This window comes from Ruegeria sp. AF7 (genome assembly GCF_056541885.1).
Genome location: NZ_JBQFYX010000001.1, coordinates 372,507 through 386,149, shown reverse-complemented (window position 1 = coordinate 386,149; position 13,643 = coordinate 372,507). Strand labels below are relative to the sequence as shown.

Sequence of the window (13,643 nt, the reverse complement as noted above, 5' to 3'; positions counted from 1 at the left end):
ACCGCCATATGTCGTGATCTTTTCCCGACAGATGCCGGGATGCCACGGTTTGTGTGGCGATATTACATCAGTTTGCGGCGCCGTGTCACCTGTATATCGAGATCTGTTATCTTTTTTCGCAGCGTATTTCGGTTAATCCCCAGTAAATCAGCACATTTTGCCTGGTTCCCACCAGTTGCATCCAATGCGATTTCGATCAGCGGGGCCTCAACTTCACGCAAAATCCGCTGATAAAGGCCCGGCGGCGGCAATATATTGCCGTGCAGATCGAAATACCGTCGCAGGTGACGCTCGACCGAGGTTGAAAGCTTCTCGCGTTCGCCGCCGCTCAGAACCGGCGCAGCCTCAGGCTGGCTGCCCAACACCATTTCCACCTCGGCCTTCGAAATCTCATCTGCCCGGCTGGTCAGCCCCAAACGGCGAACGGCGTTTTCCAGTTGCCGGACGTTCCCTGGCCATGAATAGCGCCGCACCAACTCAACCGCTTCCGGGCTGAGCCACCGCTTGTTTCCGCTTTCCTTCTCTTCCCGGGCCAGGAAATGTTCGGCCAGCAGTTGAATATCGTCGACCCTTTCACGCAACGAGGGCACGTGGATCGTCGCCCCGCACAAACGATAGTACAAGTCCTGACGGATACGGCCGTTTTCCATTCCATCGGTCAAGTTTGTCTGGCTGGTTGCCATGAAACGCGGAACATGATCGCCGGGCGTGTCCATCATACGCACCACGCGGGCTTGAATTTCATCGCCGATATCCGCGATTTCATCTATCAGCAGCGTACCGCCACGCACCCGCGCCATCACGCGGGCCGGGCCCTCCAGATCGCTTAGGTCGGCTGTGGTGACTGTGACAAAGGGTAATGTACGCCGGTCCGAAAAGTCGTGAATTGCCCGGGCAATCAGCGACTTACCCGTTCCGCTTTCACCCGAGATCATAACCGGCAGGTCGGTGTTCATCACGCGGGCGACCAACCGATACAAAGCCTGCATGACTGGCGTGCGGCCGACCAGCGGCAGTTCATCCGGACGCTCACCACCTGCCTGTATGGGTTCCGGCTGTGCGCGCTGCTTCTGATCCAGCGCCCGCGCCGTGCGCTTCATCAAATCCGGCAGGTCAAACGGTTTGGGCAGATAGTCATATGCGTCAGCCTCAGCCGCCTGAATCGCCGTCATGATCGTGTTTTGCGCGGAAATCACGATAACCGGCAATCCAGGGCGATCCTTTGCGATCTTCGGCAGCATCTCCAGACCGTTGCCATCGGGCATAACAACGTCCGAGATCACCACGTCGCCTTTGCCTTCGCCGACCCAACGCATCAGGGTGGTCAGCGAAGACGTTGCGTGCACCTTGCATCCGGCCCGCGTCAGCGCCTGAGTCAGAACGGTGCGGATTGTGCGGTCGTCATCCGCAACCAGTACGGTGCCATCCATCAGGTGCTCTCCTTCTTGTGTTCGGTTGCATCTCGCGGCGCGCGGCGCAGCGACAGTTTGAAAACGGTGCGGCCGGGCACGGAGTCGGCGGAAATCCAGCCGTCATGGTCGGAAACGATCTTACTGACCAGCGCCAGTCCCAGACCGGTGCCGTTTTCCTTGCCCGACACGAACGGGTCAAAAATGTCACCGCGGATATCCTCGGGCAGGCCCGGACCGTCATCGATGATCTCGATCTGCAACGGCAGGGAATGACCCGATCCATCACTTCGGCGCAGGCGGAAGGAATGTTCGAAATACGTGCGCAGACGGATTGTTCCGCCCTGAGGCCCCGCGGCCTCGGATGCGTTTTTCAGCAGGTTCAGAACCACCTGAAGAAACTGGTCCGGATCGCCATAGGCCAGCGGCAATGACGGATCGTAATCCTCGATGATTGTCATATCCGCGCCAAATCCCAGCAGCGCGGACCGCCTTGCACGGTCCAGTACATCGTGGATATTGACCGGCCTGAGGTCCGGTTTCTGCAAGTTGCCGAATTGCTCGACCTGTTCCAGAAGCTTCACGATCCTGCGGCTTTCGGCCACAATAAGGTCTGTAAGTTCAAGATCCTGTGACGAAATATTCATGCTCAGCAGTTGCGCTGCACCGGTAATCCCGGCCAGTGGGTTCTTAATTTCATGCGCCAGCATCTCGGCCATGCCAATCGCCGACTGCGCCGCTGACTTGACCGTGTTGCCCAAGGTCATCCGGCCCGCCAGTTCACGAGGCGATATGATCATGATCATCGACCCCGGATGCCCGACCAGAGGCGCGATTTGCAACGCACATTGCAAGGGTGCACGATTCCCAGAACCCGCATCCACATCGTTAACGAACAGTGGCGTGCCTTGCGACCGGGCGCGCAGGAAAGCTTCCTCCAGCGGCGCGTCAACGGCGATCTGGTCCCATACCGGGTGCCCGATTACCGACCGGCGCGAGGCATTCAAAAACCCCTCGCCCGCCGAATTCACATCTGCGATGCGGTCGCTTTCATCAATAATAAAGGCCGGAACCGGCAAAGAGTTCCAGATGTTGGCGTTGGAGTTCATGCCGCCGCCTCGCCCGTTTCGGCAAGTGCATCCCCAAGAAGGCGCAGGACATCATCCGTGTTGCGCGACGTCAGAACCGCCCGGCGCAGCGGCGCGGGGGTTGCGGCCTGATCCATGTACCATCCCAGATGCTTACGGGCGACACGCAGGCCCAGATCGGCACCGTAGAACCCCAGCATCGCCTGATAATGCGTGCGCACCATGTCGATCAGGTCATTCCCGACCGGAATATCCGGCGCATCCGCCCCGTAAAGGTCGTGACTGATCTGCGCCAGAAGCCAGGGTTTACCCTGTGCGCCACGCCCGACCATGACGCCATCTGCACCAGAGTGTTCCAAAGCGGTTCGTGCGGCTGCTGTGTCTACAATATCTCCGTTCGCAATAACCGGAATCGACACGGCCTGTTTCACGGCCCGGATTGCGCTCCAGTCAGCGCGCCCCTTGTAGAACTGGCATCGCGTGCGTCCGTGGATCGTAACCATCTGAACGCCTGCCTCTTGTGCACGGCGCGCAACCTCGGGGGCATTCAGCAGGGTGTCATCCCACCCCAGACGGGTTTTCAATGTCACTGGAACGTCGACTGCACTGACAACGGCCTCGATCAGCGTCAGTGCGTGGTCCGGTGTTTTCAGCAGGGCCGAACCGGAATACCCATTTGTTACCTTTTTGGCAGGACACCCCATGTTGATGTCGATCACCCGCGCTCCACGATCAGCAACCTGACGCGCGGCCTCCGCCATCCAATGCGCCTCGCGCCCTGCCAGTTGCACAGCTGTGTTTTCCACATCGGCGGACAGTTCGGCGCGCTCCCGCACTCCGGGTTTGGCCTGCACCATCTCCTGACTGGCGACCATTTCGCTGACGACCATGCCGGCACCAAAGCGCATAACCAGATCCCGAAACGGGCGATCTGTGATTCCGGCCATCGGGGCCAGCAAAACCGGCGATGTTACGAATTTGTCAGCGAAGCGCAAAGTCAACGTGCTTAATCCTTGGGCAGTTGCAGTTCTGATATCGAATTCCACGCATATGAACAACAAAACGACGCGCAACAAGCCCGCAAAACCATCATCTGCCTATTTTTTAATCACTAGACCGTAGGTGATTGCCACTGCAATCACCGCCGCCTAAACAAACGCAACAAAATGGAGGGCGCGCTGCATGACCACAGCTGCCATCATAGTCGCCGCAGGCCGCGGCATGCGCGCAGGGGGCGACGTCCCAAAACAGTGGCGCAGCCTTGCAGGTCGTCGCGTGGCAGACTGGACAATCGATCGGTTCCGCGGACAGGTCGCTCATATCGTTCTGGTCTTATCCGACGAAGACACTCTGGTCTGGGAGGAGTTTCGTGATACCGATCTGATCCTCGCTTCGGGCGGCACAGATCGCACGGGTTCTGTACGCAATGGTTTGAAGGCCCTGGCGCACCTCGACGTGAAGCGCGTCCTGATTCATGACGTTGCCAGACCTTGCGTTTCGTCGCGCACCATTCAGGACGTCTTGCACGCATTGGATGCACATCAGGCCGCGGCCCCCGGACTAGCGGTGACTGACGCCTTGTGGATAGGACAAGACGGGGACGTGACAGGCACGCAAGACCGCAGCAACCTGTTTGCGGCACAGACACCGCAAGGCTTTCATTATGACACCATCACCGCCGCCCATGCGGCGCATCCGGGCGGTGCTGCTGATGATGTTGAGGTTGCACGCGCTGCGGGGGTAGATGTCTGCATCGTACCGGGCGATGCGGACAACCTGAAGATCACTCGCCCCGAGGATTTTGCCCGGGCGGAACGTATCATGGGAATGGATATGGATGTAAGACTTGGCAACGGCTATGACGTGCACCGATTTGGCGACGGGGATTATGTGGTCCTTTGCGGTGTGAAGGTTCCCCATGATCGCGGGTTGCAGGGGCATTCGGATGCGGATGTCGGGATGCATGCTGTAACCGACGCGATTTATGGCGCATTGGCGCAAGGGGATATCGGACAGCATTTTCCGCCCTCGGATCCGCAATGGAAAGGGGCCGCCAGCGAGATCTTTCTGCGTCACGCGGTCGAACTGGCTGGACAGATGGGGTATCGCATCTCGAACGTGGATTGTACGCTGGTCTGTGAATACCCGAAGATTGGCCCTCACGCCGCTGTTATGCGCGAAGAAATGTCCAAAATCATGGGCTTGCGTGCCGATCAGGTCTCGATCAAGGCCACCACGTCCGAGCGTCTGGGCTTCACCGGTCGCAGTGAAGGCATCGCATCGATTGCGACGGCCTGTCTGGTGAAATCATGAACGCGGCGCAGTTGATTGGCACCGTTGGCGGCGTCGGATATATACGCCCTGCCCCCGGCACCTGGGGTTCGCTGGCCGCGCTGCCGATGGCTTGGGTCCTGCACACGCTGGGCGGATTCCCATTGCTGGCAATCGCAACGCTCGTGGTGTTCGCAGGCGGCCTGTGGGCCACGCGCGTGATGACCGACGGCCAGGACGATCACGACCCGTCGGAAATCGTCATCGATGAGGTCGCGGGCCAGTTCATTGCCCTCTGGGCGATCTCACATCCGTCCTGGGCGCATGGGATCGACATTACCGCCCTCTGGCCCGGCTGGGTTGCCGGGTTCGCTCTGTTCCGCCTGTTCGACATCACCAAACCCGGCCCCGTCGGTTGGGCAGATCGTCGCGGCGATCCTATGGGAGTGATGCTGGACGACGTGATTGCGGGTATTTTCGCAGCCGTTGGCGTGATGGTTCTGGCTGGCATCACGCACGGGGTTCTGGGCCTATGAACGTGCCCGACCTGCTGAACCGCGCCAAAGCGCAGGGCGTTATGATCGCCACTGCGGAAAGCTGCACCGGCGGTATGGTCGCTGCGGCCCTGACGGATATACCCGGCAGCTCGGCCGTCGTGGATCGGGGTTTTGTTACCTATACCAACGGGGCCAAGCAGGACATGCTGGGTGTGCTGGCAGAAACCCTGCAGGCTTTCGGCGCAGTGTCCGAGCAGGTTGCTCGCGAAATGGCCGAAGGCGCATTGCGCAACTCACAAGCGCAGCTTGCCGTCGCGATTACCGGCATTGCCGGGCCGGGCGGGTCTGAATTCAAACCCGAAGGGCGCGTATGTTTCGGACTGGCCAGAGAAGGCCGGGAAACCCGGAGTGAAACGATTGAGTTTGGCGCGCAAGGGCGGGATGCGGTGCGCCGCGCCGCGCGGGATCATGCGCTGGCGTTACTTCTGACTGGACTTTCATAACACGCACGATTTTTAGGCATTATCTGCCCATAGCCGCCAAAACTGTCATCACTTGAACAAAAGGCGACAAAACAGGCGCTCAATTCGGGTGTTGCCTCTTTTTTCCTCACCTGCCCTCCGCTTCAAGGCTCTGCACAAACACTCACTCGACCCCGGAGCGTTGTCAGATGACCTGCCCGGGAAACCATGCAGGGAAAAGGAGAGCGGCCCATGAATGGAGCCGATACAGCCTGGATCATAGTTGCTACAGCACTGGTCCTTTTTATGACGTTGCCGGGGCTGGCCTTGTTTTACGGCGGGCTTGTACGTGCCCGAAACGTGCTCAGCGTTTTTATGCACTGCTTTGCCATTGCCTGTTTGATGAGCATTCTGTGGCTGGTCGCCGGGTACACCATCGCCTTTGGGCCCGGTGAAAGTGGGCTTTGGGGTGGTTTGGGCAAGGCTTTCCTCAACGGTGTTGATGTGGACAGCCTTGCTGGCACTCTACCGGAAATTCTGTTCTTTGCCTTTCAGATGACCTTTGCCATCATCACCCCGGCCCTGATCGTGGGCGCATATGTTGAACGGGTGGGCTTTGGCTTTGTGCTGACCTTCTCGGCGCTGTGGATGCTGCTGTGCTATGCGCCAGTGGTTCACTGGATCTGGGGCGGTGGAATGCTGGCCGATGGAGGTATTTTGGGCGACATTGGCGTGCGTGATTTCGCGGGCGGTATCGTGGTGCACGAAACCGCTGGTCTGGCAGCCCTGATCATCGCCGTCATCCTTGGCCCGCGCCGCAACCGCACGACCCCGCCGCATAATCCCGGCTATGTCATGGTCGGCGCCGCGATGCTGTGGGTCGGCTGGTTCGGCTTCAATGGCGGTTCGCAACTGGCCGCGGACGGAGGCGCTGCGATGGCGATGACCGTTACCCACCTGTCCGCCGCAACCGCGTCACTGACATGGGCGCTTTGGGAACGCATCCGCTTTGGCAAAGCCTCGATGGTGGGTCTTGTCACCGGAACAATTGCAGGCCTGGCCTCGATCACGCCCGCTTCGGGTTTTGTGGGTCCGGTTCAGGCCCTTATCATCGGCGCTGTTGCGGGCGTTCTGTGTCAGGAAGCCGTCAGTCTGGTGCGCAACAAGCTGAATATCGACGATACGCTGGACGTGTTCGCGGTACATGGCGTCGGAGGCATCTTCGGCACCATCATGATCGCCGTGTTTGGCCTTGGCACATGGACCGCACAGTTGGGCGGGCTGGTTATCGTGGGTGTCTTTACGGCAGCTGTCACGATAGTTCTGGTCAAGGCGGTTGCACTGATCACACCACTTCGCGTAAACGCCGAGACCGAGACAAATGGCCTCGACCTCTCGGTACATGGTGAGCGGGCCTATGACATGAGCAGCTAAGCCCACCTTGGCTGCCTATCGCCCGTAAGGGCAAAAGCGGACCTGTCACGGGTCCGCTTTTCTTGTTTTCGCGTCTTGTCCACGTACGACACACCCAAAACACCCTGAACCTTCAGGGCAAATGATCAGCCTGACGCAGGATGCGCATTGGTTCCCTTCGGAATTACTATCCGGCATTCCAGACCGCCAAGCGAGTTGGATGCACCCAGATCAAGTCGACTGTCATAGGCCTTCAACAAATCAACCGCGATGGCCAGCCCAAGGCCACTGCCCGAGACAGAGGTATCCAGCCTCCCCCCCGATCGCAGTGCCTCGCGGTGAGCGTCCTGAGGAATTCCCGGACCATCGTCGTCAATCACAACTTCAATCCCGTTCTGGGTTCTCCCAGCCGTCAAACGGACCTTGTGTTTGCACCATTTGACCGCGTTATCCAGCAGGTTGCCCAAGACTTCTTCGATATCCTGCGCGTCCATTCGCACCCAAAGACCGGGGTCGCGTTCAATTTCCAATGACTTTCCTTCGCGCTCGGCCATGGTCGTGAACAGACGCGCCAGTCGATCAATCGAATGAGACAGATCGGTACGAGAATGGGTCAAGTCCGCAGTATTCAGCGCCCGCATTCGGGCAAGCGACCGGCCCAGCTGCGCGTCAATACGGTCGAGAGCTTCCACCGCGGTTTCCGTAGAACCTCCCGCTTCGGACAACAGCAACAATTCATTGCGCATGATCGCAGTAGGTGTTTTCAGGGCATGGGCCAAATCTGCCGCCTGACGACGTGATCCCGATACAATTTCCCGGTTTCGGCGCAAGAGCTGGTTCAGATCCTCGACCAGAGGAGAGACCTCTTCAGGATAATCACCTGGTTTAAGGTCTTCGTCCCGATCCCAACGGTGCGCCACATCCGAACGCAGCTTTCTGAGTGGTGTCAGGATGATTGACGTCAGCAGAAGCGATCCAACGACACCGATCAGACCGACCAGCGCAAAAACCGGAAGCAGGCTTTGTTGTGCAGCGCGACGTTCCGCGACAAGCTGGGCCTGACTTTCGGCAACGCTGACCCCCCAGACCGTACCATCCTCATAGGTAATTTTCTGAAAGGCTCCTCGTAAATCTTCGTTTTCTAGACCACGAGTATTCCAAAGCGTCGTTACATCAGGGGTGCCAAGGGGTTCGGCGATGACTCCGTCGAACAAGGAAGCCGACGTAAAGATTTCGCCTTCGCTGTTGCTGACTTGCCAGTATCGGCCAGAATACGGTGTGCCATAGGCTGGATCGAACATCAGATCCCGCAGCGCGTCCGGGTCATGGGTCGTGACGCTCAACCCAACGACCAGTTGCGTGTGACGATCAAGCAATGCGGTATCAAACCTGTCTGAAACACGGGCATTGATGAACGAGAACACGGCCAGCGTACCGACACCCACTGAAAGGGCACCTGACGCGATCCCCCCCAGTAGAGCCCGTTGACGCAGGGATAACATCAGGCGGAGTCGATCATGTATCCGCGGCCCCTAATCGTTGTGATCAGATCAGGGCCAAGTTTTTTGCGCAGACGGGTTATGAAGACGGCAATGGTGTTCGAGTCCCTGTCTCCATCGTATTCGTAGATATGCTCTGACAGCTCGGTCCTTGAAATCATACGCCCAGCATTGTGGGCGAGATACGTGAGAACAGCCAGCTCTTGCGCAGTCAGGTCGATTGGCACACCATCCGCCGTTACACGCCCGTTGCGGGTGTCCAGCACAACATTTCCCATTTCAACGACGGGATTCAACTGACCGCTCTGCCGCCGCAGAATGGCGCGGACCCGCGCTGCCAGTTCGGGCATATGGAACGGCTTGGTCATGTAGTCGTCCGCGCCTGCGTCCAATCCGTCGACCCTTTCGCTCCAGCCATCGCGGGCCGTGAGGATCAGCACCGGGGTCTTGATGCCCGCGCTGCGCCATTCCCTCAGAACTGAAATGCCGTCGCGTTCCGGCAATCCAATATCGAGGATAATCATGTCATAAGGTTCTGTTGCGCCGAGATGCAAAGCTTCTAGGCCGCTGTTCACAATGTCCACGACCCGACCTTCAGCGTTCAACAGTTTCTTGATCTGCTCGCAAAGGTGCGGCTCGTCTTCTGCCAGTAAGACTCTCATACTTGGGAATTATAGGCGCGCGAATAGCAGTTTAACCATTACTTTTTGCCACCGCCGTTGCCGCCACCGTTTCCACCGCCGTTGCCGCCAGAATTGCCACCACCGTTACCACCGCCATTGCCACCACCGTTACCACCGGAGTTGCCGCCGCCGCTACCTCCGGAGTTGCCTCCGCCATTGCCACCAGAGTTGCCGCGACCGCCACCACTGTTCCCGCGGTTGCCGCTTTGACCACCATTTGCTTTGGCTGAAGACTTGCCTTGAGATCTCGCATTAGCCGAGTTTCCAGGCGCAGATTTTGCCGCTTCCGAGATTTGTTTTCCGATTTTGGACCTGTTGGAAACGACGACGCCGGTTTTTGCGTTAACAATAACACTGACAATCTTCCCGTTCGGTTTTTTGACCAGTACTCGGTAGTAAACTTTGTCGGCCTGAAAAGCACGCGCATCAATGGGCGTGCCGCCAAAGACCTGCTCGACCCCTTTGATGACTTTTTGCAGACGGATTGCGTTGCCAGACGTTGTCGCTTTGCGCAGCTCTGCCTGCTTCAGCTCACGAACGGCTGAATTGCCTTCTCCGGGCTGGAGAAAGACAATAAGAAACATGATGGTTAAGAGCTTTCTCATCTTCGGCACTCTTTACTGCGCAACCACCCACACAATCTACCGATTTCAACATGAACTGGGGATGAACGACCAGTTTGGCGTAGGTTCAATGATGATCGGGTTAGATAGCACCTGTCAGATCTTGATTCCGGCAAGCGGTTTGCCTGTGTGCGAATCTTGGAAAACTATATCGGACCACTGAAACACGCCTTCGATTTACGAGGAACGCTATGAAAACCAATATGACCGGCTTGCTGAAAGCCTCTGCACTCGCAATCGCAATGTTAGGCTCCACCGCAATTGTTGGCGCGATTGCATTTCCTGACGTGGCTTATGCAAAAGATGGCAAAGGCGGCGGTAATGGAAATGGCGGTGGTAACGGCAACGGCGGTGGTAACGGTGGTGGCAATGGCGGCGGCAAAGGAAACAGCGACAGTGCCGGAAAGGGCAAAGGCAACAGCGGCGGTAATGGCGCGACCAAAGGTGGCGGTTCGAAATCCGCCGGCAAGTCAGGGCGCACAACCTCTGGCGCAAAGGGCTCGAAGTCAAAAACCTCGAAGGGGAAATCGTTCTCTTTGAAAGATCTGTTTTCCGGTAAGAAGTCCAAGAAAACTCAGACCAAAACTGCACCGGCCGCGCACGCGAAAAAACCTAAGGTTCAGATCGAGGAAACAGAACTGACCGAGACCCGCAAGAAGGGGAATAAACTGGCTGCCGCGCTGGGCGTCCACCCTTCGGAACTGGGCGCACTGAACGCAGCCAACGCAAGTGAGAAGGCCCTTCAGAACGCCGCCCCGAATTCGCGCGTCGGTCGTATTGCAAATTATCGCGATACCGTTCTGGCTGGCGAAAGCATCCGCGCAGAACTTGCTGAAAAACAAGAGCTTCTGGATGAGATGACTCCACCAGATCGTTCCAGTGAAGAAATAAACGACGACCTAGAGGATGCTCTGGCCGATGTTCAGGAAAAGCAGGACATCGTTGATGATCTTGAACAGCAGCTCGCCGACGCGGGAGGCACCGATCCGGATATAGAGGACGCCCTTCAGGCAGCAAACGATGATCTGCAGGCTTCAAAAGACACGGCAGACAACCTGAATGCCGAAAAACAGACCGCCTTGGAATACGAGGAAGCCGTGCAAGACGTCGAAGACCTGGCAGATGCCGTTGAGAACCAAGCTCTTAACGAGCGCGCGGCGCTAGAAGATGCAGCGAACAAACCCGTCACCGATGAGGTTGAGGCTGCTGTAAAGTCAATGCTTGGCCTGGATAGCTAACGGCTTTTGTCCTCGTTCTTAGGAAGTGGGCAAAAGACCGGGCCAGCTAAGTGATTACCAGCCGTTTGGCTGGCCCGACTTTCTCATTAAGATCCTGACCGCCAGGTTGTATTGCGCTTATGCCCGACGCAAGTTGGCAAAGGTTACTGAGAAAAAATTTAGCCCGCTCCAATTCGGAGCGGGCTTTATCTTTCCCTGATCAAGTTGATCCGGAAATCCATCGGACGTCTGATTTTCAGAAGTCCCGGTTTGCCTCTTCTAGTCGCTTGTTATTTACGATTTCTGTCAGTGCATTTTCGATAGGAGGGAAGCGACTGCTGCTCGAATTTGTATTACTTGAAACTTCGCCGTTCATGACGGGATTATGGGGTTGCATTGTCGCACATGCATACGGCGCAACCTCAATAGCAGTCTTGATCATGCTGTTCCCCTTCCATTCAACCGGACGTGGTTTGCCCGGCCTGTGCGATCAGTATGCCCCGAGCCAGTTGAACACTCAGAGAATACATTGTTCACATTATGTTAATGTTGTCGCGAAATCATGAACAACGACTAAGTAGCTAACAAAACAGGATATTTTTTCGCCATCAGATACAATCAGACTGGAAGGGCATAAAAATCTGGCGCTCTCTCCCCACTCCGTAGGGTTGTTTCCCCCTCACGAAAGCGGCAGTTGGTCATGGCGAAAGAGTCAGATTCCCTACATTGCTATAGAGGGCAAAATTGCGGCCGAAATTTAGAAACTTACAAGACAGCCGGCGAAATTGCAGCACAGTTCAGTGGATGTTCGACCGGCGTGGCACTACAAAGGGCGGGACCATGACGACAGATAGATCCTTAAAAGATCAAGAAAAGGTCTTCAGACCGTCCTGGTAGCAATCCATTCGGTTCGCTAACCCGCGATCTGAGCAAAACCCCTATCAGCATCAACGCTTCGGTTTAACAGATGCAAAAGCTCGACCTGGCTCGTTGCCCCTGTTTTGGAAAATATGGAACTTAGGTGCGAACGAACTGTTGTCGGGCCAACGGACAGAGTCTCCGAAATCGTCTTCACTGTCATTCCCTCTTTCATCATCGCACATACCCGAAACTCGCATCTGCTGAGGTCGGCCGGATTATGTGGATCAAGGATCGGAACAAAGCGATTGTTGCTGTTGAACTTGGACCGGTGACTCCGAAGAACCTCGGAGTTGGCAGCAACTGTTCCGGGCAAGCGTTTGCTCCAGCCAGACGATAATGTTGGAGCCAGCGCACTTATCAGATCAAGTTCGAAGGTCTGCGGGTGAATACTGTAGTGAAGCTCAATGTAATCAACCTGCGCTCCGGTTACGTCCAGCGGAATCAGGATAACCTCCACCAGCCCCTCAGGCCTTTGGGGCCGACAATGGGACATTGGTGATGCGTCGGATAACACCAAGTCTGATAGTTTCCAGACTGAACCCGGCCTTGCCGTTGATATACATTCTCCAATAACCAACTCTGCCTGCGTTTGCGGCTGTGAAGGCCAGATTTTCCCCTGCTGGACACAACAGCGCGCAATATGCTTTGCCTTCCAATCCTTTTTCTGCATTCTGACAATTAGAACCGCATCAGCATTTGCCAGGCGCATTAAACAATTTACGGATCGAGACACGGAGCCATTACCGCATAGGGCCTGAGTCCACTCCACTACAAAGTCCAGACTCTCCCTCGCCTGAGCGCTCTTTAAAAAACTCACACTCATAACAATTAACCATTCAACCAAACAGACCGACCAAACAAACAGGTTCGGGTTACTACAACAAATTTGTGTTCCTTTCGAAGTCACAGCAACCGGAATTATAGGCTTGTCTGCGCGGGAAGTTTTCAAACAAAGCCTTTTAAGAAACTTTATATATTTGTTTTCAATATGCTTTTCTGAGTCTTGTCATCACTGAACCGCACGATGCCAATCCGCAAACGTCAGACCGGTCAGTAAAAATCAACCACCATCCCGCTCACAATTGCGACCCGGCTCAATTCATTGTTTCCGAAAAAGGGCGATTCGCCGAACGTTAATACGTTGTTAACGCAGGGTTAAATGTATTCGCCCAAAAGTTTGATTTCTTTCGATTGACTCAACCATTAGGTGTATTTCAATTACCTTTGAAGGAAGGCACGCATTTCCCCCGTTCCTATTCTGATTCCCGAGCTAATGCATTTTCGCCTGGCTTGCGCTCAAGAATACGGAGCGCTGAAAACGTCTAACCTATTTGGGGGAAAAAAATGACTAAATTCATGAAGAAGTTTGTTAAAAACGAAAGCGGTGCAGCAATCGTCGAGTATGGCCTGGCTCTTTTGGTCGTGGCGTCGATTGCAGTTGGCGCATTCTCGTATCTGGGCACTACCACCAACACAAACGTGACTGGTGCATGCGCTGCTCTGGGTAGCGCGACCTGCTGACCCAAACACACTTACCAAAATACAGAGCTCTGTGCCGCCG

At 56.2% G+C, this 13,643-nt stretch carries 14 protein-coding genes; 6 read left to right on the top strand and 8 right to left on the bottom strand.

All coding sequences use genetic code 11. The features are described 5' to 3' along the window. Positions 1-62: 62 nt before the first annotated feature. From ACR0AP_RS01980 to dusB, 3 genes are read right to left on the bottom strand one after another with little or no spacing between them, the layout of a single operon-like run. On the bottom strand, positions 63-1,430 hold the full coding sequence (locus ACR0AP_RS01980) for a response regulator (RefSeq protein WP_480504973.1): 1,368 nt from the start codon (positions 1,428-1,430) through the stop codon (positions 63-65). Next, complete coding sequence (locus tag ACR0AP_RS01975; protein WP_480504971.1) at positions 1,430-2,518, bottom strand: two-component system sensor histidine kinase NtrB; 1,089 nt, start codon at positions 2,516-2,518, stop codon at positions 1,430-1,432. Before ACR0AP_RS01975 ends, ACR0AP_RS01980 begins: the two co-directional genes overlap by 1 nt. Next, positions 2,515-3,498: a tRNA dihydrouridine synthase DusB gene (gene dusB / locus ACR0AP_RS01970; RefSeq protein WP_480504969.1), complete on the bottom strand. Its 984-nt coding sequence runs from the start codon at positions 3,496-3,498 to the stop codon at positions 2,515-2,517. Before dusB ends, ACR0AP_RS01975 begins: the two co-directional genes overlap by 4 nt. Positions 3,499-3,679: 181 nt before the next feature. Between dusB and ACR0AP_RS01965 the strand changes: the two genes are divergently transcribed. From ACR0AP_RS01965 to ACR0AP_RS01950, 4 genes are all read left to right on the top strand, one after another. Further along, the gene (locus ACR0AP_RS01965; protein ID WP_480504967.1) at positions 3,680-4,810 is read left to right on the top strand and encodes a bifunctional 2-C-methyl-D-erythritol 4-phosphate cytidylyltransferase/2-C-methyl-D-erythritol 2,4-cyclodiphosphate synthase; all 1,131 of its coding nucleotides are present in this window, start codon (positions 3,680-3,682) and stop codon (positions 4,808-4,810) included. Next, positions 4,807-5,304: a phosphatidylglycerophosphatase A family protein gene (locus ACR0AP_RS01960; protein ID WP_480504965.1), complete on the top strand. Its 498-nt coding sequence runs from the start codon at positions 4,807-4,809 to the stop codon at positions 5,302-5,304. Before ACR0AP_RS01965 ends, ACR0AP_RS01960 begins: the two co-directional genes overlap by 4 nt. Continuing rightward, positions 5,301-5,768: a CinA family protein gene (locus ACR0AP_RS01955; protein ID WP_480504962.1), complete on the top strand. Its 468-nt coding sequence runs from the start codon at positions 5,301-5,303 to the stop codon at positions 5,766-5,768. Before ACR0AP_RS01960 ends, ACR0AP_RS01955 begins: the two co-directional genes overlap by 4 nt. Before the next feature lie 210 nt (positions 5,769-5,978). Next, positions 5,979-7,160, top strand: coding sequence for an ammonium transporter (locus ACR0AP_RS01950; protein WP_480504960.1), 1,182 nt, complete (start codon positions 5,979-5,981; stop codon positions 7,158-7,160). A 125-nt stretch (positions 7,161-7,285) separates the two neighbouring features. Here the strand turns inward: ACR0AP_RS01950 and ACR0AP_RS01945 are convergent, their stop codons facing one another. The 3 genes from ACR0AP_RS01945 to ACR0AP_RS01935 are packed head-to-tail and all read right to left on the bottom strand — an operon-like array spanning position 7,286 to position 9,926. Beyond that, the gene (locus ACR0AP_RS01945; protein WP_480504958.1) at positions 7,286-8,641 is read right to left on the bottom strand and encodes an ATP-binding protein; all 1,356 of its coding nucleotides are present in this window, start codon (positions 8,639-8,641) and stop codon (positions 7,286-7,288) included. Then, complete coding sequence (locus ACR0AP_RS01940; RefSeq protein ID WP_480504956.1) at positions 8,641-9,300, bottom strand: response regulator transcription factor; 660 nt, start codon at positions 9,298-9,300, stop codon at positions 8,641-8,643. Before ACR0AP_RS01940 ends, ACR0AP_RS01945 begins: the two co-directional genes overlap by 1 nt. A 38-nt stretch (positions 9,301-9,338) precedes the next feature. After that, positions 9,339-9,926: a PepSY domain-containing protein gene (locus ACR0AP_RS01935; protein ID WP_480504953.1), complete on the bottom strand. Its 588-nt coding sequence runs from the start codon at positions 9,924-9,926 to the stop codon at positions 9,339-9,341. A gap of 209 nt (positions 9,927-10,135) precedes the next feature. Here ACR0AP_RS01935 and ACR0AP_RS01930 point away from each other — a divergent pair, with 209 nt between their 5' ends. Further along, the gene (locus ACR0AP_RS01930) at positions 10,136-11,182 is read left to right on the top strand and encodes a hypothetical protein (protein ID WP_480504951.1); all 1,047 of its coding nucleotides are present in this window, start codon (positions 10,136-10,138) and stop codon (positions 11,180-11,182) included. Between the two features lie 235 nt (positions 11,183-11,417). Here the strand turns inward: ACR0AP_RS01930 and ACR0AP_RS01925 are convergent, their stop codons facing one another. Beyond that, positions 11,418-11,603, bottom strand: a complete 186-nt coding sequence (locus tag ACR0AP_RS01925) for a hypothetical protein (RefSeq protein WP_480473092.1) — start codon at positions 11,601-11,603, stop codon at positions 11,418-11,420. A gap of 471 nt (positions 11,604-12,074) precedes the next feature. Then, complete coding sequence (locus ACR0AP_RS01920; RefSeq protein ID WP_480504949.1) at positions 12,075-12,539, bottom strand: helix-turn-helix transcriptional regulator; 465 nt, start codon at positions 12,537-12,539, stop codon at positions 12,075-12,077. Between the two features lie 899 nt (positions 12,540-13,438). Here ACR0AP_RS01920 and ACR0AP_RS01915 point away from each other — a divergent pair. Beyond that, positions 13,439-13,603, top strand: a complete 165-nt coding sequence (locus ACR0AP_RS01915) for a Flp family type IVb pilin (protein ID WP_267367933.1) — start codon at positions 13,439-13,441, stop codon at positions 13,601-13,603. Positions 13,604-13,643: the final 40 nt, after the last annotated feature.

Bases quoted from the DNA above. Each gene is read 5' to 3' on its own strand.
- ACR0AP_RS01925 (WP_480473092.1), bottom strand. From the start codon at position 11,603: ATGATCAAGACTGCTATTGAGGTTGCGCCGTATGCATGTGCGACAATG.
- ACR0AP_RS01980 (WP_480504973.1), bottom strand. From the start codon at position 1,430: ATGGATGGCACCGTACTGGTTGCGGATGACGACCGCACAATCCGCACC.
- ACR0AP_RS01955 (WP_480504962.1), top strand. From the start codon at position 5,301: ATGAACGTGCCCGACCTGCTGAACCGCGCCAAAGCGCAGGGCGTTATG.
- ACR0AP_RS01935 (WP_480504953.1), bottom strand. From the start codon at position 9,926: ATGAGAAAGCTCTTAACCATCATGTTTCTTATTGTCTTTCTCCAGCCC.
- ACR0AP_RS01945 (WP_480504958.1), bottom strand. From the start codon at position 8,641: ATGTTATCCCTGCGTCAACGGGCTCTACTGGGGGGGATCGCGTCAGGT.
- ACR0AP_RS01950 (WP_480504960.1), top strand. From the start codon at position 5,979: ATGAATGGAGCCGATACAGCCTGGATCATAGTTGCTACAGCACTGGTC.
- ACR0AP_RS01975 (WP_480504971.1), bottom strand. From the start codon at position 2,518: ATGAACTCCAACGCCAACATCTGGAACTCTTTGCCGGTTCCGGCCTTT.
- ACR0AP_RS01960 (WP_480504965.1), top strand. From the start codon at position 4,807: ATGAACGCGGCGCAGTTGATTGGCACCGTTGGCGGCGTCGGATATATA.
- ACR0AP_RS01930 (WP_480504951.1), top strand. From the start codon at position 10,136: ATGAAAACCAATATGACCGGCTTGCTGAAAGCCTCTGCACTCGCAATC.
- ACR0AP_RS01965 (WP_480504967.1), top strand. From the start codon at position 3,680: ATGACCACAGCTGCCATCATAGTCGCCGCAGGCCGCGGCATGCGCGCA.
- ACR0AP_RS01940 (WP_480504956.1), bottom strand. From the start codon at position 9,300: ATGAGAGTCTTACTGGCAGAAGACGAGCCGCACCTTTGCGAGCAGATC.
- ACR0AP_RS01915 (WP_267367933.1), top strand. From the start codon at position 13,439: ATGAAGAAGTTTGTTAAAAACGAAAGCGGTGCAGCAATCGTCGAGTAT.